General features: G+C 72.1%; 24 protein-coding genes and 1 pseudogene. 10 read left to right on the top strand and 15 right to left on the bottom strand.

The window, feature by feature from the left end; all coding sequences use genetic code 11:
• Positions 1–240: 240 nt before the first annotated feature.
• Positions 241–1137, top strand: coding sequence for a GNAT family N-acetyltransferase (locus ACFYZ8_RS38755; RefSeq protein ID WP_359029174.1), 897 nt, complete (start codon positions 241–243; stop codon positions 1135–1137).
• Positions 1138–1146: 9 nt separating this feature from the next.
• On the opposite strand, the gene ACFYZ8_RS38750 is transcribed toward ACFYZ8_RS38755, so the two are convergent.
• Positions 1147–2046, bottom strand: a complete 900-nt coding sequence (locus ACFYZ8_RS38750; protein WP_388533267.1) for a Gfo/Idh/MocA family protein — start codon at positions 2044–2046, stop codon at positions 1147–1149.
• A 260-nt stretch (positions 2047–2306) separates the two neighbouring features.
• On the opposite strand from ACFYZ8_RS38750, the gene ACFYZ8_RS38745 reads away from it, so the two are divergent.
• Together ACFYZ8_RS38745 and ACFYZ8_RS38740 are read left to right on the top strand one after the other, a co-directional pair.
• A complete protein-coding gene (locus tag ACFYZ8_RS38745) occupies positions 2307–3164 on the top strand; it encodes an aldo/keto reductase (protein ID WP_388533270.1) in 858 nt (285 codons plus the stop codon).
• 93 nt (positions 3165–3257) lie between these two features.
• The gene (locus ACFYZ8_RS38740; RefSeq protein WP_359029171.1) at positions 3258–4076 is read left to right on the top strand and encodes an SAM-dependent methyltransferase; all 819 of its coding nucleotides are present in this window, start codon (positions 3258–3260) and stop codon (positions 4074–4076) included.
• A gap of 5 nt (positions 4077–4081) precedes the next feature.
• Here the strand turns inward: ACFYZ8_RS38740 and ACFYZ8_RS38735 are convergent, their stop codons facing one another.
• Together ACFYZ8_RS38735 and ACFYZ8_RS38730 are read right to left on the bottom strand one after the other, a co-directional pair.
• Positions 4082–4999 (bottom strand): helix-turn-helix transcriptional regulator, encoded by a 918-nt coding sequence (locus ACFYZ8_RS38735; protein WP_359029170.1) that lies wholly within the window; start codon positions 4997–4999, stop codon positions 4082–4084.
• Between the two features lie 127 nt (positions 5000–5126).
• Positions 5127–5348 (bottom strand): DUF397 domain-containing protein, encoded by a 222-nt coding sequence (locus ACFYZ8_RS38730; protein WP_020117268.1) that lies wholly within the window; start codon positions 5346–5348, stop codon positions 5127–5129.
• A gap of 216 nt (positions 5349–5564) precedes the next feature.
• Here ACFYZ8_RS38730 and ACFYZ8_RS38725 point away from each other — a divergent pair, with 216 nt between their 5' ends.
• Together ACFYZ8_RS38725 and ACFYZ8_RS38720 are read left to right on the top strand one after the other, a co-directional pair.
• Positions 5565–6116 carry an ATP-binding protein gene (locus tag ACFYZ8_RS38725; protein ID WP_388533274.1) on the top strand — a complete coding sequence of 184 codons (552 nt, stop codon included), beginning with the start codon at positions 5565–5567 and terminating at the stop codon, positions 6114–6116.
• Between the two features lie 28 nt (positions 6117–6144).
• The gene (locus ACFYZ8_RS38720; RefSeq protein WP_388533277.1) at positions 6145–6687 is read left to right on the top strand and encodes a hypothetical protein; all 543 of its coding nucleotides are present in this window, start codon (positions 6145–6147) and stop codon (positions 6685–6687) included.
• 46 nt (positions 6688–6733) lie between these two features.
• Here the strand turns inward: ACFYZ8_RS38720 and ACFYZ8_RS38715 are convergent, their stop codons facing one another.
• On the bottom strand, positions 6734–7090 hold the full coding sequence (locus ACFYZ8_RS38715) for a hypothetical protein (RefSeq protein ID WP_359029166.1): 357 nt from the start codon (positions 7088–7090) through the stop codon (positions 6734–6736).
• Between the two features lie 175 nt (positions 7091–7265).
• Between ACFYZ8_RS38715 and ACFYZ8_RS38710 the strand changes: the two genes are divergently transcribed.
• The gene (locus ACFYZ8_RS38710) at positions 7266–7508 is read left to right on the top strand and encodes a DUF5133 domain-containing protein (protein ID WP_359029165.1); all 243 of its coding nucleotides are present in this window, start codon (positions 7266–7268) and stop codon (positions 7506–7508) included.
• Between the two features lie 24 nt (positions 7509–7532).
• On the opposite strand, the pseudogene ACFYZ8_RS38705 reads toward ACFYZ8_RS38710, so the two are convergent.
• Positions 7533–7657: pseudogene (locus ACFYZ8_RS38705) on the bottom strand (AraC family transcriptional regulator); the annotation flags it as partial.
• A gap of 207 nt (positions 7658–7864) precedes the next feature.
• On the opposite strand from ACFYZ8_RS38705, the gene ACFYZ8_RS38700 reads away from it, so the two are divergent.
• Complete coding sequence (locus ACFYZ8_RS38700) at positions 7865–8080, top strand: hypothetical protein (RefSeq protein WP_123993472.1); 216 nt, start codon at positions 7865–7867, stop codon at positions 8078–8080.
• Positions 8081–8087: 7 nt separating this feature from the next.
• On the opposite strand, the gene tgmB is transcribed toward ACFYZ8_RS38700, so the two are convergent.
• The 3 genes from tgmB to ACFYZ8_RS38685 all read right to left on the bottom strand — a co-directional run bounded on the left by tgmB (position 8088) and on the right by ACFYZ8_RS38685 (position 9712).
• Positions 8088–9053 carry an ATP-grasp ribosomal peptide maturase gene (gene tgmB, locus ACFYZ8_RS38695; RefSeq protein WP_388533281.1) on the bottom strand — a complete coding sequence of 322 codons (966 nt, stop codon included), beginning with the start codon at positions 9051–9053 and terminating at the stop codon, positions 8088–8090.
• Between the two features lie 17 nt (positions 9054–9070).
• On the bottom strand, positions 9071–9262 hold the full coding sequence (tgmA, locus tag ACFYZ8_RS38690) for a putative ATP-grasp-modified RiPP (RefSeq protein WP_031037338.1): 192 nt from the start codon (positions 9260–9262) through the stop codon (positions 9071–9073).
• A 132-nt stretch (positions 9263–9394) separates the two neighbouring features.
• On the bottom strand, positions 9395–9712 hold the full coding sequence (locus tag ACFYZ8_RS38685) for a YkvA family protein (protein WP_359029163.1): 318 nt from the start codon (positions 9710–9712) through the stop codon (positions 9395–9397).
• 214 nt (positions 9713–9926) lie between these two features.
• On the opposite strand from ACFYZ8_RS38685, the gene ACFYZ8_RS38680 reads away from it, so the two are divergent.
• On the top strand, positions 9927–10964 hold the full coding sequence (locus ACFYZ8_RS38680) for a hypothetical protein (RefSeq protein WP_388533285.1): 1038 nt from the start codon (positions 9927–9929) through the stop codon (positions 10962–10964).
• 61 nt (positions 10965–11025) lie between these two features.
• Here the strand turns inward: ACFYZ8_RS38680 and ACFYZ8_RS38675 are convergent, their stop codons facing one another.
• The 4 genes from ACFYZ8_RS38675 to ACFYZ8_RS38660 form a co-directional block, all read right to left on the bottom strand.
• A complete protein-coding gene (locus ACFYZ8_RS38675; RefSeq protein WP_388533288.1) occupies positions 11026–13137 on the bottom strand; it encodes a xanthine dehydrogenase family protein molybdopterin-binding subunit in 2112 nt (703 codons plus the stop codon).
• Positions 13138–13146: 9 nt separating this feature from the next.
• Positions 13147–14133, bottom strand: coding sequence for an FAD binding domain-containing protein (locus ACFYZ8_RS38670; RefSeq protein ID WP_388533290.1), 987 nt, complete (start codon positions 14131–14133; stop codon positions 13147–13149).
• Positions 14130–14684: a (2Fe-2S)-binding protein gene (locus tag ACFYZ8_RS38665; protein WP_388533791.1), complete on the bottom strand. Its 555-nt coding sequence runs from the start codon at positions 14682–14684 to the stop codon at positions 14130–14132. The genes ACFYZ8_RS38670 and ACFYZ8_RS38665 overlap by 4 nt, the downstream gene beginning before the upstream one ends.
• A 468-nt stretch (positions 14685–15152) precedes the next feature.
• Complete coding sequence (locus ACFYZ8_RS38660; protein WP_388533292.1) at positions 15153–16265, bottom strand: hypothetical protein; 1113 nt, start codon at positions 16263–16265, stop codon at positions 15153–15155.
• 349 nt (positions 16266–16614) lie between these two features.
• Here ACFYZ8_RS38660 and ACFYZ8_RS38655 point away from each other — a divergent pair, with 349 nt between their 5' ends.
• A complete protein-coding gene (locus ACFYZ8_RS38655; protein WP_388533793.1) occupies positions 16615–17007 on the top strand; it encodes a PadR family transcriptional regulator in 393 nt (130 codons plus the stop codon).
• A complete protein-coding gene (locus tag ACFYZ8_RS38650; protein ID WP_388533295.1) occupies positions 17004–18008 on the top strand; it encodes a hypothetical protein in 1005 nt (334 codons plus the stop codon). The genes ACFYZ8_RS38655 and ACFYZ8_RS38650 overlap by 4 nt, the downstream gene beginning before the upstream one ends.
• On the opposite strand, the gene ACFYZ8_RS38645 is transcribed toward ACFYZ8_RS38650, so the two are convergent.
• From ACFYZ8_RS38645 to ACFYZ8_RS38635, 3 genes are all read right to left on the bottom strand, one after another.
• Positions 17992–18486 carry a lamin tail domain-containing protein gene (locus tag ACFYZ8_RS38645; protein ID WP_359029101.1) on the bottom strand — a complete coding sequence of 165 codons (495 nt, stop codon included), beginning with the start codon at positions 18484–18486 and terminating at the stop codon, positions 17992–17994. The two genes, ACFYZ8_RS38650 and ACFYZ8_RS38645, sit on opposite strands and share 17 nt — an antisense overlap.
• Positions 18487–18568: 82 nt before the next feature.
• Positions 18569–19945: a glycoside hydrolase family 43 protein gene (locus tag ACFYZ8_RS38640; RefSeq protein WP_388533298.1), complete on the bottom strand. Its 1377-nt coding sequence runs from the start codon at positions 19943–19945 to the stop codon at positions 18569–18571.
• Between the two features lie 203 nt (positions 19946–20148).
• Entirely contained in the window at positions 20149–21489 is a 1341-nt protein-coding gene (locus ACFYZ8_RS38635; RefSeq protein ID WP_388533301.1) for a jacalin-like lectin, read from the bottom strand.
• Positions 21490–21621: the final 132 nt, after the last annotated feature.

Raw genomic sequence — 21621 nt, 5'->3', positions numbered from 1 at the left:
AGCGTTTAATCCGGCCTCAAGGGCCGGTCAAGTGGCGTCGGAGGGAACGAAGTTGGCCGCCGAAAACCGGTGGACGCCACCCAGAGGATCCCGTAGCGTGAACCGCCACGCCTCGAGACCAGCGGAAGGAGGCGAGTGCCGTGCAGATCACGACCGTCCAGCGCTCCCTCTCCGTCGTCCCGGCGTGCCTCGTCTGACCGGGAGTGCTCCCCGCAGTCCGCATCCCGGAGGAATCCACCCATGACCGATCTGGTCATCCGCGCGCTCGACGAGCGCGAAGCCCCTGTCTTCGACACGCTCCCCGACCCTCTCGGCGCCCGTGAGGCCCACCGGCTCACCCGGCACCGCCCCGACTGGAAGCGCGTCGCCCTGCGCGACGGCAAGGTCGTGGCACGCGGCGCCTGGTGGGGCGGCCCCGACGACACCGCCCCCGTCAACGTCAACTGGTTCGACGTGGCCGAAGGGGAGGAGGACGCCGGCGCCGAACTCCTGCGCACCGCCCCCTGGCAGGTCGGCCTCGAGATGAACCTGCCCGCGGGCTGGCGCGAGGACCCGCACCTGCGGGCCGCCGCCGAGACCCGCTTCACCGCCGTACACAAGGCCGGATACGAGTTGCTGGTCGAGCGGTTCCTCTACCGGTGGACACCGGAGCACGGACTGCCCGAGCGGCCCGGGCGACTTGAGTTCCGGCCCGAACCGGACGACGCGGTCTTCTTCGGCCTGCTGCGCCGCATCCACTCCGCCACCCTCGACGCACACGCCCTCAAGGCCGTCGAGGAGGGCGGCCTCGACCGGGCCGCCCAGGAGGAACTCGACTTCTTCCACTGGTGCCCCTCGCCCCGCGAGTGGTGGCAGATCGCCCGCACGCCGCAGGGGGAGGTTGCCGGGATCCACATCCCGGCCCACAACCCGTCGGGACCCTGCGTCGGCTTCATCGGGGTGGTCCCGGAACACCGCGGACACGGCTACGCCTACGACCTGCTCGCCGAGTGCACCCACTACCTGGTCGAGCGGGGCGCCGAGTTCGTCACCGGCGCGACGGACCGGGGGAACTTCCCCATGGCGGCGAACTTCGCCAAGGCGGGCTATCCCGTGGTACGGGAACGCCTGAACTACTGCCTCCCGCACACCGGCTGAGCCGCCGCCTTACGCCGTGGGCGCGGCGGTCGCGCCGTCCAGCAGGGCCTCGGCCTCGACGAGGATCTCGGTGACCCGCAGACCGAACGCGGCGTCGCACGGGTGGGCCTGGCCGGTGCGGGCGGCGGCGAGCAGTGCGTCGACGGCCCGGAGCACGGCGGGTACGACTCCCTCCGGCGACTCGGGGAGCACGGCGACCCCGCCCGCGCCCCGGAGTTCGACCCCGACTCCCGCGGCCGCGGGCGGCGCCGTGAGACTCAGCGTCAGGGTGCTCGACGCGCCGCCGGCGTGCCTGAGGACCAGATGGACGGTGTCCCCGGGGCCGTGCGCGGCGGCCGCCACCTCGCGCACCTCGCCCAGTACCGGAAGCAGCACCGACAGGGCATGGGGGCCCACGTCCCACAGGGCTCCCTTCTCCCGCCGCCACGGTGAGTCGGCGAACGCACTCTCGCTGGTGAACACCGACCCCAGCCATTCGGCCCGCGCCGTGAACCAGCCCTCCACGCCCGCCTGTTCACCGATCCACGACTCGGTCTCGGCCAGGAAGCGCGAGGTGAAGAAGACCACCGAGGCGACGCCGGACTGCTGGACGGCGTCGAGCACCGCCCGACCCTGCGCGACCGTCGTCGCAAGAGGCTTGTCGAGCAGCAGATGGCACCCCGCCCGCGCGGCCCGCGCCGCGAGCCCGGCCTGCACGGCCGGCGGCAGGGCGACCGCGACGGCGTCCACGTCCGCGAGCAGCGCGTCGACATCGTCGTAGGCGCGCGTGCCGTGCTCGTCGGCCAGCTCCTCGGCGGCCTCCGTACGGCGGCCCCACACCCCGGCGAAGTCCAGTTCCGGATGCGCGCCGAGCGCGGGAGCGTGGGCCATCCTGGCCCAGGGACCGGTGCCCAGCAGTCCGATACGCATACCGTCGCCTCTCTCGCCGTACCGCCGAACCTCACGACGACCGGTCTGGACCAGCTGCCGGTCAAGGCGAGGGTGCCACACGGAGACGGCGGACACGCAACCCCGTCTCGCCACCCGGTCGGGCCGGGGAACGGCACCGTCCGGGATTCAGCAGTGCGGTCGCTGAATGCGTTCTCGTTCTTCTATTGGACCTCCGGCGGCGCGGCGGCCAGGCTGAGGAGAGCCCAGATCCGTGTGACCGGCGAAAGAGGTCCAAGGCCATGCACACCCGCCGTATCGGTGACGTCGAAGTGAGCGCGATCGGCCTGGGCGCGATGCCCATGTCCATCGAGGGGCGGCCCGACGAGGAGCGCTCCATCGCCACCGTCCACGCCGCGCTCGACGCGGGCGTGACCCTGATCGACACCGCCGACGCCTACCACCGGGACGCCGACGAGGTCGGTCACAACGAGACCCTGATCGCCAAGGCCCTCGCCTCCCACGACCGGGGCGGTGACGTTCTCGTCGCGACGAAGGGCGGGCATCTGCGTCCCGGGGACGGCAGCTGGACGCTCGACGGCAGCCCGCGGCACCTGAAGGAGGCCTGCGAGGCCTCGCTCGGCCGACTGGGTGTGGAGGCGATCGGGCTCTACCAGTTCCACCGCCCCGACCCCCGGGTCCCCTACGAGGAGTCCGTCGGCGCCGTGCGCGACCTCCTCGACGAGGGCAAGATCCTCAGGGCGGGCATCTCCAACGCGAATCCCGACCAGATCCGGCTGGCCAACGAGATCCTCGGCGGCCGGCTGGTCTCCGTGCAGAACCAGTTCTCCCCGGCCTTCCGCTCCAGCGAGCCGGAACTGCGGCTGTGCGACGAACTCGGTATCGCCTTCCTGCCCTGGAGTCCCCTCGGCGGCATCTCCCGGGCGGGTGAACTGGGCTCCGCGCACGCCCCGTTCGCACGGATCGCCGAGAAGTACGGGGTGAGCCCGCAGCGGGTCTGCCTGGCCTGGATGCTGGCCAAGTGGCCGGTGGTCGTGCCCATCCCGGGCGCCAGCCGCCCCGAGACGATCCGCGACTCGCTCGCCGCCACCGACCTCGTGCTCGGCGCGGACGAACTGGCGGAGCTGGACGCCGCCTGAACCCGACGTGCGCGCTGGCCCCGGTGACGGGGGTGTCCCTAGGATGGACGCCCTGTCCTGCCAGGGCAGTTGGTGGCACGAACTGGGGGAAAGATGAGCACCGGCAAGAATCTGTCCACGTCGATCGACGCCTCTGTGCCCACGGCCGCGCGCATGTACGACCACTACCTGGGCGGCAAGGACAACTACGCGGCCGACCGGGCGGCCTGCGAGGAGCTCGACAAGGTCGTCCCGAGCACCCGCAGGCTCGCCGTGAACAACCGGCGCTTCCTCCAGCGGGTGGTGCGGACCCTCTCGGCGGAGCACGGCATCCGGCAGTACCTGGACCACGGCTCAGGGCTGCCCACCCAGGACAACGTCCACCAGGTCGCCCAGCGCGTCGACCCCACCACGCACGTGGTCTACGTCGACAACGACCCGATGGTCCTCGTCCACGGCCGGGCGCTGCTGGAGCAGGACGAGCGGACCGCCGTCATCCACGCGGACATGCGCAGGACCGAGGAGATCTTCGCCCACGAGGAGACCCGACGGCTGATCGACTTCTCGCAGCCGGTCGCCGTGCTGTTCAACTCGGTCATGCACTGCATCCCCGACAGCGAGACGGACGGACCTGCCGCCCTGGCCCGCCGGGTGCGCGAGCGGCTCGCGCCCGGCAGCTTCATGGTGATGTGCCAGCTCGTCAGCGAGGATCCCGAAGTCCGTGCCTTCGTCACCGACTTCATGGACCAGGCCACCCAGGGCAACTGGGGCCGGGTGCGCGAGGAGAAGGACGTCGCCGAGTGGTTCGAGGGTCTGGAGATCCTCGAACCGGGCCTCGTGGAGGTCTCCACCTGGCGCCCCGACTCCGACGTGGGCCCGCGCCAGCTCACCCACGAGTGGATCGAGTTCGGCGGCGTCGGCCGACTCGTCTGACCTGTTCAGCCGCCGTAGCGCTGCTGCATCGTCTGCTCCAGCAGCCGCAGCGAGTCCCGGGGTTCGAGCGCGTCGTCCGCCAGCCGGTCCAGGGCGAGCCGGTACTCCTCCGTCTCGTCCCGGTCCTCCAGGAAGTTGGCGCTCTTGATGTGCTCCAGATAGACGACATCCGGCAGATCTAGGCCGCCGAAGCGCAGGTAGGTGATCGGGATGGCCGGGGCGGAGGCGTTCGTGACGTCCAGCGGGATGATCTGGAGCGTCACATTGGGACGCTGGGCCATCCTGACCAGGTGCGCGAGCTGCTCCCGCATGATCTCCCGGCTGCCCAGCACCCGCAGCAGCACCGACTCGTCGATCACCGCCCACAGCTGCGGAGCGTCCTCGCGCAGCAGCAACTGCGCGCGCCGCATCCGCAGTTCGACGCGTCGCGCCACCTCGCCCGCCGCCGCGGCCGGCAGACCGCGCTCGACCACCGCACGGGTGTAGTCCGGCGTCTGGAGCAGGCCGGGGACGTACTGGATCTCGAAGGTACGGATGGCCGCGGCGGCCTCCTGGAGCCCCACCAGCCGGTCGAACCACTCGGGCATGAGCCGCTTGTCGTACCGCTGCCACCAGCCCGGGTCACCGGCGCGCTGGAGCAGCTTGAGGAGCACGGAGGCCTCGTAGTCCTCGGTGCCGTACAGCGTCAGGAGGGCGCGCACATCGCTCTCCGTCGGGGGCCTGCGGCCCTTGCCCGACTCGATGCGGGACAGCTTGGCGGGGCTGAACCCGAGGGCCCGCGCCGCCTGGTCCTGGGCGAGCCCGGCATCCTCGCGGAAGCCCGCCAACTGGACGCCGACCAGCATCTTCAGCAGCGTGGGAGCCGGCTCGGTACGGTCCAGATACGGTTCCAGGCGGGAGATGCGGTGGGACGCGGCAGACATCCTGACTCCCAGTAAACCGGCACAGAGACGACTCACACTATCGCACGCAGAGTGGCCGCCGCGCATCATTCCGTAGATGCCGTGGCGGCCCGGGAGCCCGGACCGCCACCGCCTCGGACGCCCCGCCTCACAGGAGGTGGTCGAACTCCCCGTCCTTCGCGCCGGCGAGGAACGCGGCGACCTCGGCCGGTGTGTAGACCAGCGCGGGGCCGTCGGGATCACGGGAGTTGCGCAGCGCGACGGCGCCGTCGACCAGGGAGGCCACTTCGACGCAGTTGCCCTCGGCGTTGCTGTGTCGGCTCTTGACCCAGCGGGCGTCGAGCGAACTCGCCCGCACTCCGTTCTGCACTGGCACTGCAGTCTCCTTGCTGTTCACGTTCTGCGCCGGGCGCGGTGCCCGGCCGTGCCGGACGGGGCGGGGCGCACCTCCGCAACCTCCGTGGCCCCACCCGTCCTTCGCGCAATTTCTCGTGCAATTGCACGCGGGCGCCTTCAGCGTGGATAATAGCTCCAGCGTCAACCCCTGTGGTTGCGCCCCGTCTTGACGTCGCATCAAGGAGATGCCGTGTCGTCACCTGCGAACCACGCGCTCCGGCCGCTGAACCGGGCTGTGCCGGAAGCCGGTGACGCGGGCCCGGCCGGTGCGACCGTGCGGCGTCCCGGCCCCGCCGGCGCACAGCGGCAGCCGCCGCGGCTCGGCCCGCTCGACTCCGCCGCGCTGCTCATCAGCCGCAGCGGAGAGGGGTTCGCCCGGGCCCGTGCCTTCACCCGCGAGACGCTGAGCTGCTGGTCCCTCGACCACTGCAGCGACGACGCCACCCTCGTGATCACCGAACTCGCGGCCAACGCCGTGGCCCACGCGGTGCTCCGGCCCGCGGCGGGCGGTGCCGACGAGGTGTGGCTGGGGTTGTCCTTCGACCCCGCCCATCTGCTGGTGACCGTCTCCGACCCCGGTGACGAGCCGCCCGCGTACACGCCCGCCGACGTCACCGCCCTGCGGGAGCACGGCCGCGGCCTGTACATCGTCGACGCCCTGGCCAAGGAGTGGGGCTGGGCCTCACGGCCCCCGGCCGGCAAGACCGTCTGGGCCAAGCTGTCGACCACCCCTCCTCCCTGACATGACTGCCGCGGAAAGGTCTCACGCCATGCGCACCGCTCCGGACCAGCCGAGCAACGAGCGCACCAGCCAGCCCGAGCCCACGACCGGGGTGGCTCGGACCACGCCCCTCATGGCGCTGAGCCGGGTGCCCTGGGGCGAGATCCAGGACTCCACCGGCTGCGCCACGGCCATCCCCCTGCTCCTCAACAGCGTGGCCTGGGGAGACCCCGAGACGGCCGCCTCCGCACTCGCCGACCTGCGCCGGCGCATCTGCCAGTACGGCTTCGTCGTGGAGCAGGCCACCGCCGCCACGGTGCCCTTCCTCTGGGAGCTCGCCCAACTGCCCCAGGTGACCTGCCGGGCGGAGATCATCCAGCTGCTCAGGAGCATCGCCGGCGCCCGCCAGTGGGAGAGCACGGCGGCCGTCTACCCCAAGCTCCTCAACCACCGTGAGAACCCCGTGGTGTGGGAGCGCCGGGCCCGTCAGGCCGTTCGTGCCAGAAGCGGCGCCCTGGAGCGGCTGATGGCCGACGGCGACAGCGACATCGCCCACGCCACCACGGAACTCGCCCGCACACTGGACGAGTAGGAGCGCGGGGCCGTCGAGTTCCAGGGCCCCTGGCACCCTGCCGGCGTCAGGCCGCGCTGCTGCGCGGTACCCGGCGGGGGCAGGCCGAGTCGTGGTCGGTGCCGCAGCTCGTCCACCAGCGTTCACAGCAGGCGGTGTCGAGTTCGGCGCGGACGATGTCGTCGGCGGGCCCCGCGCCGGCCACGCCGGGCCCGGCAGCCCGCCCGCGCATTTCGGCCAGCGCGCGCCGCTGGTCGCACAGCACGCTCTCGCGCACGACCGCGATGACCGGCACCAGGCTCGCGGCGGCGAACAGGCACACGGACCACGGCGGACCGTCACGCAGCGCCATGACCGCGGTCCAGGCGAGTCCGGTGCTCGTCGCGAGATAGAGGGCGCTGAGGAGACCTGCGGAGCGGTTCATGGGCGTATACCGTTCATGGTGCGAGGGATGCCCCTTGTTCAACGGTTTTGCGGCCCTTGGGGAAGCGGGTCCGGCCGCACGGTATTGCGCCAATCGCGTGCCGGGCAGCGGCGCAGGGGATTGGGCCGGCGCAGATGGGGCATACGCAGCGAAAAATTCGAGAGAGGGGCGCTTCGTGCTCGTTCCGGACCCGAAGGCCGTCAGAACCCTGCTGACCCGCTACGCGTCACTGAGAATCGCTCAGGCGGAGAGGGAGAGGCCGGCGACGGCTCGAGAGCTGGAGGACGTCAGTTACACGCTGTGCGTGATGATGGGTACCACCGACGTCCGTGAAGCGGTCGCCAGGGCCGACGCCCTGCTGCCGGCCGCCGAATGCGCGGACCCGGACGGTGAGAGCAGCCTGCCACTGGCCGGGTGACACCACGCCGGACCCGGCGGGCGGTCAGGAACTCGCCGCCGCCGGGACGGCCTCCTTCGCGTGAAAGGCCGCGCGGTACGCCTGCGGGGTGTGCCGACGACCCGCCGGAAACGCTCCCGGAACGCCGTGGGGGAGCCGAACCCCGCCTGCGGGCCATGTTCACCGGGCTCTTCAACCTTCTGTGGGCGACCGTGACCGTCCTGATGATCGTGCGTCCGGGGTCCACCACCGGCGCATGAGCGCCCGTGCGCGGTCAAGCCCGACGCCGGAATTCGCACGTCGGTGCGTGGAGGCGCCTAGACTCGTCAGCCGTGCCCATGCGCGTGGGCCCGCGAAAACGAAAGGCGCGTTGACGGGTGTTCCAGGATTCCCCCATCTACGACCGACTCGTCGCCGAGCGCGGCGACGTCCCCGCTCTGACCCGCAGGGAGGCCGAGCGCGTACGCAGGGAGCTGGAGTACGTCATGCGGCCCCTGCAGTCCCTCATGCCCCCGCCCGCCCCCGAGCGTCCGGCCTCGCCCGGCCAGGGATGGGTGCCGGCCCTTCCTCCCGCCGCCCCGCGGCCGTACTGACCCGGCCTCAGGACACCGCGGTGTCGACGCGGGAGCGCGGGTCAGGACCGGGCCGGGCCAGCCACTCGGCGATGGCGCGCGCGATCGGCTGGCCGGTCTCCACCTCGACGAAACCGAACTGCCCCGACTGGTTGCACTCCAGGAACCACCAGGTCCCGTCCGAGTCCTCGGCGAAGTCGAAGGCGCCGTAGGCCAGTTCCGCCGCCCGGAGATAGTCCCGGACGGCCGCGGCCACCCGCGCCGGGACATCGGCGGGCTGCCAGGAGGAGGTGGGCGGGGCGAAACGGACGTCCACCTCGTCGTCCGGCCCGGTGGCCTTCCGCGCGGCCAGCATCGTCTCCCCTACGACGGTCAGGCGTATGTCGGCCCGTTTGGCCACCCGCCGTTGCAGCAGGGTCGGGCCGAACGCGACGGCCGAGAAGTCCGTGCCGGGATCGACCCGGCTGGTCGGCACCGCCCGCGGCGGATCCTGCGGGTGCGCGCCGGACACCGGCTTGACCACCAGGTCGGGATAGCGCTCGGCGAACTCACGGGCCGCCTGCGGAAACGTTGTCACGATCGTGGCCGGGACCGGCAGGCCGCAGCGCTGGGCGAGCCGCAACTGCCAGGGCTTGTGACGGGCCCGGCGGGCCGCGTCGGGGTGGTTCATCCAGCGGGCGTCACTGCCCCGGAGCATGCCGTACAGCGCCTGGTCGGACTCCTCGGTCAGCCACTCGGAGGGCGCCGCCGCGTGCGCCGCGGGGATGCCCGGACGGCGGACCCAGATCGAGCGCAGCCCGGAGAGGCCCACCAGACGGCCGCCGACCGACAGATGGCCACGGAAAGAACCGTGCACGTACTCCCCGGACAGCGCCACCCCGTCGGTCAGGTCGGCCGGGTCGAGCCGGACCACCGGCACCCCCGTCGCGTTGAGGTGCACGACGACCATGTCGGCCGTCACGTCCTCTTCGCAGGTCAGAATCAACACGGTCATCGGTTGTCGGCCCGCGTTCAGTCGTCGAAGTGTGTCTTGGAACCCGCCGTGCTCGTGGTGGTCCCCAGTTCCCTCATCAGGGCGTGGTCGCGCGCCGCGACCCGGCCGTCCATGAGCACGTTCAACTGCAGCCCGGAGTCGTAGACGTACGGAGTGGTCGCCTCCAACGTCGCTGCCGGACGTGCGTAGTTGAGCGCGAACGGTTGCATCGTCTCTCCCTCGCCGGTACTGCCTCTCGCAGACGGCCGTCTCCCCACGACGCCGTCAGGTCAGCCGACTTCCTTCGGCTTCCAGAGACTTATACGAATCGAACGAGTGGTTGGTTTCCTTACACTGCGTAATCACGGTCGGCGGGACGTCTCCCGGTCCCGTCCGTCGAGCCGCAGCGCGGCCCGGTCGGCGGGGGAACCGCGCAGCGTGCGCAGCGCGAGCAGCAGGACACCGATGTCGTCGAGATACACCGGGTCGGGCACCAGATCGGTGGGCAGCACGAAGTACAACAGGGCACCCCAGAAGACCCAGCGGGGCCCGGTGGGAAGCCCCGCCCGCCGCAGACCGCGCCGGGTTCTGACGAGCCGTACCAGCAGCCCCACGGCCACCGCCAGCGCCAGCGCCGCGAGCACCGCGGCGACGACGATCAGTGCTGTGGTCGAATCCACGGGCCGACCTCCTCCTCCGGGCGCCGAACGGCGCGCTGTCTGACGGATTCCCGCATCCGGGCCCGCTATGGCTCACCGACCGGCGGCACTCACACCCGTGGCTCATCCGAGTGGCACGCCGTCGTATACCCGCTTACGAATGGGTCATCTACATGTCGCGGTCGCACGACGGGGGCGCGTAGGAGCGACCGCAACCCTTTGTCTGGAGCAGAGCATGACCACCGGCCCGACAGCAGCTCACCCGAACGAACCCGCCATACCGAGGGACCGGTCGTACGGCGATCCCGTCGGCGACCTGGTGCGCGCCGCCGTGGCCGACCGCCCGCTGGAGGACGTCGTCCACCTCATCACCCTGCTGGAACAGTCGCCCCAGTACGCGCAGGCGACCGTCGCGGCCCTCCGTGCCGTCGGCGTGGACCGGTCCGTGGAGGACGTCACCCGGCTCGTCGCCCTGCTGACCCGGCCGCCACGCGACGCGGACAGCGCCGACGAGGCGATCCGGGCCGCCGCCGAGTCCCGTCCCGTGGAGGACGTGACCCGCCTGGTGGCCCTGCTGAACCGGTCCGAACTGCAGCCCCACTGCGGTCAGGAGGCGGTACGTGCGGCGGCGACCGGCCGGCCCGTGGAGGAACTCGTCGAGCTCATAGGGCGGCTGGCGACGGAGAAGCCCCCGCCACCCCCGCAGCCGCCGTACGAGGAATACGACGGGGAGGGGCGGCCCGAAGCGGTGCCGACGGGGTTGCCGAGCGGGTCCGGGACGGGCGCCTTCCCGGCCCCGCCACCGCATCCCCCCGCGCCGCGGGGGGCCCGAAGGGCACCGGCCTGGCCGGGCAGGATCGCCGCCCTGGCACTGCTGGTCTGCGGTGTCCTGTGCTTTCCGGCGCACCGCGACGGGGCCTCCATGCGGGTCTACGGGTTCGCGCTCGGCGTGTCGGTCCTGTGTGTCCTGCTCGCCCTGCTGTTGATCCGGCCCGCGCTGCCGGTCCTGGCCCTCGCGGTCGTCGTACCGGCCGGGGTGGCCGCGGGCCAGCTGCTCGACGGGCGGTTCCGCTCGGCGGGGCTCGCCCGGGCGCTGGAGCTGCCGCTCGCGCCGGCCTGGGTCGCGGGCACGGCGGCCGTGTGCGCCTCGCTGGCCGCGCTGACCGCCCTCGTGGTGCATCTCGCGTCGGCACCGCCGCGGGGCAGCCTTCCGGCCGAGCGGCGGACGGCGGAGGCGGTCCGCGAACGGGCCGACGCCCCGCTGGCCCCGTAGCAGGCCCACTGCCCGGGAATCCTGAGAGCCGCCGGTCTCCGCTCGGCTCCGCGGCCCGGACCTAGGAGCCGCCCCTCTCCCGGATGCCGCTCAGCACACGGTCCGGGGTGAGGGGCAGCTCGCGCAGGCGTACGCCGGTGGCGTGGAAGACGGCGTTGCCGATCGCTGCCGCCGTCCCGACGATGCCGATCTCACCGATGCCCTTGCTGCCCATCGGGTTGAGCCGGTTGTCGTCCTCGTCGATCCAGTGCGCCTCGATGTCGGGCACGTCGGCGTGCGCGGGCACGTGGTAGGCGGCCAGATCGGTCTCGGCGAAGTCGCCGAACGCGGCGTCCATCGTGCTGCCCTCGGTCAGTGCCATACCGAGCCCCATGGTCATCCCGCCGACGAACTGGGAGCGTGCGGTGCGGGGGTTGAGGATGTGCCCGGCGGCGTACACCCCCAGCAGCCGGCGGACCCGGCACTCACCGGTGACCGTGTCGACGGCGACCTCCGCGAAGTGGGCGCCGAAGGCGTGCCGCGCGTAGGGGCTGTCGGCGTCGGCCCGGCCGGCCGTGTCGGCGCGGACCTCGATGCCCTCCGGCGGCAACGGCCCTTCGGCCAGTCGCCGAGCGAGCCGGGCGCACGCCTCGTGCACCGCCCAGCCCCACGAGGCGGTGCCCGACGAGCCGCCGGCCAGTGACGCGGCCGGCAGATCGCTGCTGCCCACCTCGGTCCGCACCCGTTCCACGGGCACGGCGAGCGCGTCCGCGGCGATCTGGGCGAGCACGGTCCGGGCGCCGGTGCCGATGTCGGTGGCGTTGATCCGCACGAGAAAGGTCCCGTCGGGCAGCGCCCGCGCCGCCGCCGTGGACGGCTGCGCCATGACGGGATACATGGCGGCCGCCACCCCCGACCCCACGAGCAGCGGGCCCTCGGTCCGGGAGCGCGGCCGTGGGTCCCGCTCCGCCCAGGCGAAGCGCCGGGCGCCCTCGCGCAAGCACTCGACCAGGTGCCGGCTGCTGAAGGGCTTGCCGCTGTCGGGCTCGGTGTCCGGCTCGTTGACGATCCTCAACTCCACCGGGTCCATGCCGAGTTCGCAGGCCAGTTCGTCCATGGCCGACTCCAGGGCGTACATGCCGGGCGCCTCGCCGGGGGCCCGCATCCAGGACGGGCTGGGCACGTCGAGGGGCGCCACGCGGTGCGCCGTACGGGAGCCGGGGGCGGCGTACATCACGCGTGCGGGCACGGCGGCCTGCTCCACGAACTCCTTGATCCGTGAGGTGTGGGTGGTGACCTCGTGGATCAAGGACGTGAGCTGTCCGTCGGGGTGGGCCCCGAGACGCAACCGGTGCAGGGTGGGGGCGCGGTGTCCGACGACGGCGGGCAGGAAGCGGCGGGGGAGTGCCAGGGTGACCGGACGCCCGGTGTGCCGGGCCGCCATCGCGGCGAGCACCACGTCCGGACGGGGCGTGCCCTTGGACCCGAAACCGCCGCCGACGTGCTCGGCGTGCACGGTGACGTGTTCCTCCGGGAGTGCGAACAGGCCGGCCAGGACGGCACGTACGGTCGTGGAGCCCTGCGTGGAGGTGTGCACGGTGAGCCGGCCGTCGTGCCATCGGGCCGTCGTCGCGTGCGGTTCCATCGGGTGGTTGTGCAGCGGCGGCACCCGGTAGCCGGCGTCGACCCGGACCGGGGCGGACGCGAACGCGCCCTCGGGATCGCCGTGTTCGCGGGTCCCCGGGTACCCGCCGTTGGCCTGCTCGGGTGCGTACGCGTCCGGGTGGGTGGCGGTCAGGGTGACGTCGTGGTCCTCCACGGCGTAGTCGACGCGGACGGCGGCGGCACCGGCGCGGGCGGCTTCCAGGGTCTCGCCCACCACCAGGGCGACGAACCAACCCCGGTGCGGGACACGGGAGTCGCGCAGGACGGCGAGCGTGGGATCGTCCGGCTCGGACAGCCTCGGCGCGTTCTCGTGGGTGAGTACGGCCACGACTCCGGGCAGGTCCAGAGCGGCCGCCGTGTCGATGCCGGTGACCCGGCCCCGGGCGATCGAGGCGGGCACGGGCCAGGCGTGCGCCCGGCCGGGGCAGGGCTGTTCGGCGGCGTAGCGGGCGGTGCCGGTGACCTTCTCGCGGCCCTCGCGGCGCTCGACGGGAGCGCCCAGAGCGGCGGCTTGCGCGGTGGCGTCCATACGTCCTCCTCAAGCCCTGGCGGTGAGCCGGGTCAGCACGTCCAGGGCGAGCGAGCGCGCCAGCGGCACCTTGTAGGCGTTGTCCCGCAGTGGTTCGGCGGCCGACAGCTCCAGGTCGACCGCGTGCTCGAACGCGGCCGCCGTGGGCGCGGCGCCCACCAGCGCCTGCTCGGCCCGCCGGGCCCGCCACGGCCGGTGCGCCAGCGCGCCGAAGGCGATCCCGGCATGGTCGACGACCCCGTCCGTCACACGCAGCACGGCGGCCACCGAGGCCAGGGCGAAGGCGTACGACGCCCGGTCCCTGGCCTTGCGGTAGGCGGACGGCAGCCCGGCCGGGGCCGCAGGCAGCAGCACCCCGGTGACGAGTTCGCCGGGCAGGATCTCGGTGTCCCGCTCCGGGTGCGCCCCCGGCAGCCGGTGGAAGTCGGCCACCGGCACGCTCCGGGCGCCCTCGGTGCCGTACAGCTCGACGCGGGCGTCCAGCGCGGCCAGCGCGACGGCCATGTCGGAGGGGTGCGTGGCGACGCAGTGCGGGGAGTGCCCGAGCACCGCGTGGTCCCGGTGCACTCCCTCGCGGGCGCCGCAACCGCTGCCCGGCGCCCGCTTGTTGCACGGTTTGGAGACGTCCTGGAAGTAGGGGCAGCGGGTGCGCTGGAGCAGGTTGCCGCCCGTGGTGGCCGCGTTGCGCAACTGCCCCGAGGCGCCCGCGAGCAGGGCCTGGGAGAGGGCGGGGTAGCGGGTGCGGACGGCCGGATGGGCGGCCAGGTCGCTGTTGCGGACCGTGGCCCCGACGCGCAGCGAGCCGTCCGGGAGCTCCTGGACCTCGTCGAGGGGCAGCCGGCTGATGTCGACGAGCAGGTCCGGCCGTTCGACGCCGAGCTTCATCAGGTCGACCAGATTGGTGCCGCCGCCGAGATAACGGGCGCCGGGCCGGGCGGCGTAGAGTTCCGCCGCCTGTTCGGGGCTGGTGGCGCGTACGTAGTCGAAGGTCTTCACCGGATCACGTCCTCGACCGCGTCGACGATGCGTGGATAGGCGCCGCAGCGGCACAGGTTGCCGCTGAGCCGCTCGCGGATCTCGTCCCGGTCCAGCGGCACCGGATCGCCGGGTACGGGCGCGTCGTCGGTGACGTCGGGGGTGACCCGCGAGGGGTGGCCCGCCGCCGCCTCCTCGATCATGCCGAGCGCCGAACAGAGCTGGCCGGGGGTGCAGTAGCCGCACTGGAAGGCGTCGCGGTCCAGGAAGGCCTGTTGCAGGGGATGCAGTTCCTCCCCGTCGGCGGCCAGGCCCTCGACGGTGCGGACCTCGCTGCCGTCCAGGGCGACCGCGAGCAGCAGACAGCTGTTGACCCGGCGCCCGTCGACCAGCACCGTGCAGGCCCCGCACTGCCCGTGGTCGCAGCCTTTCCCGGCACCCCACAGGCCCAGGTCCTCGCGCAGCACGTCGAGCAGGACGCGCCGGTGGTCGACGAGGAGGGTGTGGGGTTTGCCGTTGACCGTGAGCGTCGTCTCCGAGCAGGTGGCGTTGTCGCTGTTCTCGCCGCTCATCATCACGGTGACCTTCCGGACGGGCCGAGGTGCTGTCCCCACCGCGTATCCACAGCGGGCCCTCCGACACCTCCCGTCCCGCCGGGAAGCGAGCCCCGCCCAGGCCGGCACCCCGAACGCCGACGTGCCGCGCGCCGCCTACGAGGCCTTCGGGGACGTCGTACGCCCGCTCGGGGACGCGGAGTCCTGGCGGCCCACCGGCTGCGCGGGCCGGGCGGTCCGTGACCGCTCTTCCACTGCGCCGGGGACGCCCAGCGGGCCCCGGCCGCCCCGCACACGCCCGCGGCCGGACCGCCCTGGCCCCGGCGGGACCGGCCGCGGTGCGCGCCACTCCGGACGGCCCGCTCGGGCGGCCCGTCCCGCTCGACCGGAGCGACGAGCTCTGCGCCCGCCCCGCCACCGGACGCACCCCGCTCACGGCCTCCGAACGCCTCGCCCTCGGCGCGGACGCGGACCGCTTCCCGCTCTTCAGCCGATCTTCCGGTCCGGGTCCTCGTCGCGGCCCGGGGGCCGCAGAGTGCCTTTCCAGCGTCCGAACGTCTTCGACAACTGCTGCAGCGGTGAGGTGGCCTCCGGGTCCGCCCGGAGCTCCGGTGCCGGGGCGTTCTCGCGGTAGATCGCCAGCGCCTCGTTGGCCCGCTCGGCGGCCTCCCGGTACAGGTCCCGGGACTTCGTCATGGCCTCCAGCGCATCCGCGTACATCGCCACCAGCGCGCGCTCGCGCTCGAGTTCCTCCTCCAGCGTCAGCAGCTGCCACTGCTCCCGCAGCGCGGTCACGGCCTCCTCGGCGCCCGGCGGCAGCGGCTTGGGCATCGCGGCGTAGCGGGTGACGGCCGCGATTAGCTCGGTGGGTTCCGTGCCGTCGAGGAACACACTGCGTACGGAGAAGTCCTGGCCGTCGTAGCCGGGCGGCACCGGTGTCCCCGGCAGCACCACGGCTCCGCCGCGCGGCACCTCCACGCCGAACTCCTTCACGGCCCAGTTCAGCACGCGCAGCTGGTGCGGCTGCGCCCGGTGTTCGACGATCCGGTGGCGCAGGCTGGGCGGCAGCATCTCCGCCAGCGGGCGGCGGCCGCGCTGGTCGGTGGTCATCGCCTCGTGGACGACGACATGCACGGCCCAGCTGCCGCGCACGGCCTGCCGGAGCACCCGCCGTACGTCCTTGTCCTCCTCGGGCAGCACGCTCAGGTCCCGCAGGCGCAGTCCCGTGGCGGCGTCGCGGTCCCAGAAGACGTCCTCGCTGTCGGGCCAGAACATGGTCGCGGGCGACGGCCACCGCAGGTCCCAGGGTTGCTCCGCCTCGGCCGCCAGCACCCACTCCTGGCTGCCGCTCGTCACCGGGGAGAGCGAGAGCCGGGCCCGGACGGTCACCTCGTCGCCGACCCGCCGGCGGGCCTCGAAGATCCGTTCCGGGGCGTCCCCGTCCGGGGACGGCTCCTTGAAGTCGTCGAGGGTCGCGTTCTCCTTCAGTCGCTCCAGACTTCGGCGCAGGACGTCGGCCGCGTCGGATCCGAGATGGCGGCCGCGTGCCAGCCAGACGGTGGGGGGTGCGGTGGGGTCTGCCGTGGGAGTGCTTGACATGGGTCCATCTGTGAGAAGGAGTGGTGCGTGCCAGGGCCAAGTATCGTCGCCGCCGACCTGTACGGACCAGGCGGGTCCGGCAGGCGGACGCGCCCGGAGCGCGGCGTCCGTCGGCACGGGCCCTCGGCGTGATCTGCCCCGCGCACACGGGGCGCACACGCTCCGCACGGATCAACCGCGTTTCACCCGTGCCCAGTCAGCGCCCCGGCACGCCAAAATGACCTCTCGAACAGGGCCCGCCCGCCATCCGCATTGGGGCGGGCCCTGTTCGCGTCCGCATCCGATTCCGCGTTTCGGCTCGCTGAATATATCGGGAGCCGATATATTCGTGTTCATGGCACCGAGGAACATGACACAGGCGGCGTTCTTCGTACTGACCGCCCTCGCCGATCAGCCGCGGCACGGCTACGGCATCCTGCGCGAGGTCGAGGAACTCTCCGAGGGGGCCGTGCAGATGCGTGTCGGCACCCTCTACGGCGTACTGGACCGGCTCACCGCCGACGCACTGATAGTGCTGGACCGCGAGGAGGTGCAGCAGGGCCGGCTGCGGCGCTACTACCGCCTCACCGACGAGGGGACCGCCGCCCTGGACGCCGAGGCGGAGCGGCTGGCCGCCGGAGCGAGCGCCGCGAAGAAGCGGATCGCCGAGGGGCGGCGTGCCCCTGGAAGCACTCCCGGAACCGTCCCGGGGACGACCGACGTGCCCACCACGGGCCGTGGACTCGCCGGAGGTCTGGCATGACGAGCCTGCTGGAGACCCGCTACCGCGCCGTGCTGCGGCTGCTGCCCGCCTACTACCGGCGCGAGCGCGAGGAGGAGATGGTCGAGACCTACCTCTGGGACGTCGACCAGGAGACCCAGGACCAGAGCCGGCCCACCCTCGGTGAGGTGGCGAGCGTCGTCGCCCTGGCCGTGCGCAGCAGGCTCGGCGCGGGCGGCGCGCCCCGCCGGTACGCCGTGCTCGGCTCGGCCGTCCGCCTCTTCGCGCTCTTCGCCGTCCTGCTGCAGGCGGCGTCCGCCCTGGTCGACCGGGTCCTCGGACTGACCTGGGCGTCGACCCGTGGCGGGAGCCAGTGGGACCTGTTCATGGACGGCTTCACCGGCCACGGGGTGTGGGCCGGTGTCAGCGGGGCCGCACAGTGGTTCCTGCCGCTGCTGTGGACGGTCGCCTACTTCGCCCTCCTGCGCGACCGCCGCCGTCTCGCCCAGGCCTCCGCGCTCGTCGCGGCCCTGCCGGCACTGCTGCCGCTGGCCGACCTCTGGGCCCGCGACTTCGCCCCCTCGGACTCCGCCTACGTCGTCGCGGCCGCCGTACTGGCCTGGTCGTCGGCGCTGGCCCTGTGCGCGGCCCACCACCGCGACGCGCCCCCGGCGGCTCTCCCCGCGGGCGCGCCCGGCCTGGTCCTCGCCGCCTGCTGTGTGCTGATGGGCGGGTCCGTCGTGGCCCTGCCCGGCGGGGTCGACACCGTCTGGGCGCTCGTCACGTGCTACCTGGTGACGGCCCTCGCCTGGCTGCTGTACCGCGTCCGGGGCGAGAGCCGCGTACCCGCGTCGGAGGCCGCCGCCCTCGCGGCACTGGGGCTGCTCCTCCTGGCGGTCCGGATCACCGCGGTCTACCCGTGGCTCGACCTCCTGCCCGGGGCGCTGCGCGTGGGTGTCCTGACCCAGGCGGCGGCCCTGGTGGCCCTGACCGCCGCGCTGGCCGTCGTGAGCGGACGCGACCTGCTCAGCCGTGGTACGTGATGTACCCGTTGCCGTCCCGGTCGTCGGCGCTCGCGGTGTACGCGTGGGTGTCGGCGTGCGCGCCCGAGGGCTTGTAGAGGCGGATCGTGTCCTTGTCGTTGTTCCAGATGAAGTTGCAGTTGTTGCGGTAGACGACGTTGTTCGCGTCGGAGTCGGTGCCGTGGCCGCCGCGCAGCTTGACGTAGTCGCCGGGCTGGAGCGTGTGGTTCTTCGTGAACGTGAACTTGTTGGTGCTGGTGGAGTCCCTGACGACGTACCCCTTGAGGTTCACCGTCGCGGTCCGCGAGTAGTTCTTGATCGTCAGGTACTCCTCGTCGGTGTTGCCGGTCGCGCAGTTGTTGGAGTCCCGGCCCGGGGCGTCGTACTGGACGCCCTTGATCTTGAGCGCCGACGAGTACTCGGTGGCGTGGGCCGGGACCGCGCCCAGCATGGTCAGCGCGCCCGCGGCCGCCACGACGGCTATGTGTCCTCTGCGCATGGAAAAGCCCCCCTGTGAAGGTCTGGTGAAGAAGACCTGGAGCGTATACAACGCGGAGCGCCAAGGGGGCTTTTCGGTTGAATCAGTAACCGACTCGGAATGTGGCGTCCTGCTTCTCCGTCGCTGTGGAGACCGGGTCGATGCGCAGGACGTAGTCGGAGTGGCGGATGTAGCGGGTCGGGTTGTTGTACGAGCGGAAGGAGGCCCAGCTCGCGTCCGCGAGGCCCGCCGTGCGGTAGAAGGTCGCGTCCCCGGCGAAGGTCGACGTGCCGTCGTTGACGTCGAGCCGGAGCGCGTAGTCGTAGTGCCGCAGATAGCGGTCGGGGTAGTTGACCGACCGGAAGGAGACCCCGGAGCTGTCCGCCAGGCCCGGGACGAGGGTCCACAGGGAGTCCTTGTACGGCTCGACCGGGTACTCGTCGATGCGCCCCGCGTAGTTGGAGTGGCGGACGTAACGGGCCGGGAAGTTGTAGGACTTGAGCCGGTTCCAGGCCGGCGCGCCCCACTTGGCCAGCAGATTGTTGTACTCGGCCGTGGTGATCGTCGCGATGCCGCAGTGCTTGGAGTTCACCGGCTGGGTGTAGGTCCTCTGGTCCAGCGGAGTCCAGGTGCCGGAGGCCGGGCTGCTGGACTGCCAGGCGTAGAACACGCCGTTGGGTGTGTAGGTGTCACCCCACAGCCACCAGGTCCCGGAGGTCAGGGACTTCACGACGGTCGGCGCCTCCGTGCCGCCGTGAGCCACACCCGCGCTGAACTCGGTGAAGCTGCCCGGGGTCAGGGAGGTGGAGCGCGCGGACACCAGGGTCTGGTTCTTCTTGAAGAAGAGGTAGTTGTAGCCGTTCACGCCCACGGCCATGTCGCCGTCGATGACGTCGTAGCCGGGGTCGAAGAAGACCTGCGGGGCCGAGGCGGTGACGAAGTCACTGGTGTAGTTGACCATGATCACGTTGTGGCCGCTGCTGTTGACCGAGGAGTAGATGACCGCGTACTGGCCACGGGCCGCGTCCCAGAACGCCTCGGGAGCCCAGCTGTGGGTCGCCATGTCGTGCAGTTTCAGGCGCCGGTAGCCGGTGAAGGTGCGCAGGTCGGTGGAGTCCCAGACGTGGATGTACTGGCTGTTGTAGCCCCAGTCGGTGCCCTTGAGGTCGGTGGCGAGGACGACGAACGTGCCGTCCCGCTTGCGCATCAGGAACGGGTCGCGCAGACCGAGCGCACCGGCGGTGGGGGTGACCAGGGGGTTGTTCTGGTTGAGCGGTGTCCAGTTCAGCCCGTCGGGGCTGACGGCCAGGTGCAGGCCGTAGTCGGTGCCGTCGCCGAGGTTGGTCGACTCGGTGAAGTAGACCATCGCGTACGCCGAGTCGGCGGCCTGGGCGGTGCCCGCGCCGAGGGTCAGGGCGAGCGGCACGGCGGCCGTCATGCCCAGGAGGCCGCGACGGGACAGGTGGGGGTTTGCGCTCATCGTGCTCTCCAAGGTGGCGTGCGGGGGCGCCTCAAGGCTTGTGGGGGGCATCCCAATGACCGGTATTTCGAACGGAGTTCGGCAAATCGATCAGAAAGTAGGGCCTGACCATGAGCGCGTCAATCGTCCTGACACTCCTTTGTGATTTCTGTGCACCCGGGGCGCGGGAGCGCCCCGGGGCGGGTGGGTCGGCGCGGGGTGTATCAGCGCTGGGTGTAGATGAAGCCGACCTTGTCGACCTCGTCCCCGCCGCGGCCGTGGAAGCCGGCGATCTGCCGGCCGGCCGGGGCGGTACGGGTCACGCAGTCCGAGGTGGTGGTGCCGCCGGCCAGCGTGCGGCCGAGATTGGTCGTGAACCTGGCGTAGAAGATCCGCGTGTGGCCGTCCTTCTCCGCCTGGCACAGGTTGGCCGCGGTCACGTACTCGCCGCTGCCGAGCGTCAGGGAGGACGCGGTGCCGCCGGTCCCGCCGTGGGTCAGCGTGGTGCCGTTCGCCAGGGTCAGGCTCAGCTGGTCGATCCGGGAGCCGGCCCGCAGGCCGATGCTGGTGGCCCGGGCGCCGGCGGGGACCGCGGTGATGTCGTTGTAGTAGTCGCCGTGCGGGCCGCCGTACTGGTCGCTGAGCTGGTAGGCGGGGTTGCGGGACCAGGTGAACCCGACGGTGACCGGGTCGTGGTCGGAGAGCATCAGCCCGGCGTCCGTCAGGAACGTGGAGTGCTCGTTGTTGTACGACGTGGCGTTGAGCGAGACCAGCCTGCTGCCGCGGTAGAGGACCTTGTCGACGACCTCGCAGGTGTTGGGGACGGTGGTCCCCGTCTGGTCGCAGACCAGCGCGTCGCTGCCCTTGGCGGGCGGGGTGCCGCCGCGGATCAGCTGGACCCAGGGGTCGGTCAGCCCGTTGGCCGCGGCGAACTCGGCGATGGTGTCGCCGGAGCGGGTGTAGCGGGTGTTGGTGTCGCCCATGACCACGACCGCGTTGCCCGCGGAGTGGCTCTTGATGAACGCCGTGAGCTGGTTGAGGTTGTCCGCGCGTGAGGCGAGGTCCCCGTCGTTGGTGCCCGCGTTGGTGTGCAGGTTGTAGAAGTCGACGTACACGCCCTCGGCCAGGCGCTCGCGCATGAAGGTGAAGCCCTTGGGCGTCAGGCAGTCGCCCGAGTCCACCTGGCAGGAGTTCCAGCGCACCCGCTCGAAGTCGTCCTCGTCGTACGGGATCTTCGACAGGGTGTTCAGGCCGCTGCCGATGCCGGCGCCGCCGCTGGTCGGGGTGCGGTAGGCGTGGCTGGTGTCGCCCGCGTAGAGGTAGGAGTGGTAGTTGAAGTCCTCCTCGACGTGGACGATGTCGTACGGCGCGATCCGCTGACCGATCGCCGTCGTGCTCGACTCGCGCGGTGTCGATGAGCTGTTGATGGCCGAGGGCAGTCCGGCCACGTTGTACGTGAGGACGCTGAAGCTGCCCGAGTCGGCGGCCGCGGCGGTGGGGGCGGCCGCGGTGAGTCCGCCGAGGACGGCGGTGGTCGCCGCCAGAGCGGCCAAGAGTCTGCGCATGGGGAGTGTCTCCTGGGGGAGCGCGCGGATGGGTGGAGCGGGGCGGGACAGAAGTTACCGCCGGTTACCCTATGTTGTCGTGGTCTCGCGCATCCCTCGATGGTCAAGTCTGCTGTGCTGGGCCGGGATTGC

The sequence above is a fragment of the Streptomyces sp. NPDC001668 genome, assembly GCF_042893155.1.
GTDB lineage: Bacteria > Actinomycetota > Actinomycetes > Streptomycetales > Streptomycetaceae > Streptomyces.
This window is presented reverse-complemented; position numbering and strand designations above follow the sequence as displayed.

Excerpts from the sequence above, each read along its gene's own strand:
- ACFYZ8_RS38660 (WP_388533292.1), bottom strand. The coding sequence starts at position 16,265 with ATGTCAAGCACTCCCACGGCAGACCCCACCGCACCCCCCACCGTCTGG.
- ACFYZ8_RS38640 (WP_388533298.1), bottom strand. The coding sequence starts at position 19,945 with ATGAGCGCAAACCCCCACCTGTCCCGTCGCGGCCTCCTGGGCATGACG.
- ACFYZ8_RS38665 (WP_388533791.1), bottom strand. The coding sequence starts at position 14,684 with ATGAGCGGCGAGAACAGCGACAACGCCACCTGCTCGGAGACGACGCTC.
- tgmA (WP_031037338.1), bottom strand. The coding sequence starts at position 9,262 with ATGCAACCGTTCGCGCTCAACTACGCACGTCCGGCAGCGACGTTGGAG.
- ACFYZ8_RS38755 (WP_359029174.1), top strand. The coding sequence starts at position 241 with ATGACCGATCTGGTCATCCGCGCGCTCGACGAGCGCGAAGCCCCTGTC.
- ACFYZ8_RS38675 (WP_388533288.1), bottom strand. The coding sequence starts at position 13,137 with ATGGACGCCACCGCGCAAGCCGCCGCTCTGGGCGCTCCCGTCGAGCGC.
- ACFYZ8_RS38680 (WP_388533285.1), top strand. The coding sequence starts at position 9,927 with ATGACCACCGGCCCGACAGCAGCTCACCCGAACGAACCCGCCATACCG.
- ACFYZ8_RS38720 (WP_388533277.1), top strand. The coding sequence starts at position 6,145 with ATGCGCACCGCTCCGGACCAGCCGAGCAACGAGCGCACCAGCCAGCCC.
- tgmB (WP_388533281.1), bottom strand. The coding sequence starts at position 9,053 with ATGACCGTGTTGATTCTGACCTGCGAAGAGGACGTGACGGCCGACATG.
- ACFYZ8_RS38635 (WP_388533301.1), bottom strand. The coding sequence starts at position 21,489 with ATGCGCAGACTCTTGGCCGCTCTGGCGGCGACCACCGCCGTCCTCGGC.
- ACFYZ8_RS38750 (WP_388533267.1), bottom strand. The coding sequence starts at position 2,046 with ATGCGTATCGGACTGCTGGGCACCGGTCCCTGGGCCAGGATGGCCCAC.
- ACFYZ8_RS38735 (WP_359029170.1), bottom strand. The coding sequence starts at position 4,999 with ATGTCTGCCGCGTCCCACCGCATCTCCCGCCTGGAACCGTATCTGGAC.
- ACFYZ8_RS38715 (WP_359029166.1), bottom strand. The coding sequence starts at position 7,090 with ATGAACCGCTCCGCAGGTCTCCTCAGCGCCCTCTATCTCGCGACGAGC.
- ACFYZ8_RS38645 (WP_359029101.1), bottom strand. The coding sequence starts at position 18,486 with ATGCGCAGAGGACACATAGCCGTCGTGGCGGCCGCGGGCGCGCTGACC.
- ACFYZ8_RS38740 (WP_359029171.1), top strand. The coding sequence starts at position 3,258 with ATGAGCACCGGCAAGAATCTGTCCACGTCGATCGACGCCTCTGTGCCC.
- ACFYZ8_RS38650 (WP_388533295.1), top strand. The coding sequence starts at position 17,004 with ATGACGAGCCTGCTGGAGACCCGCTACCGCGCCGTGCTGCGGCTGCTG.
- ACFYZ8_RS38655 (WP_388533793.1), top strand. The coding sequence starts at position 16,615 with ATGACACAGGCGGCGTTCTTCGTACTGACCGCCCTCGCCGATCAGCCG.
- ACFYZ8_RS38745 (WP_388533270.1), top strand. The coding sequence starts at position 2,307 with ATGCACACCCGCCGTATCGGTGACGTCGAAGTGAGCGCGATCGGCCTG.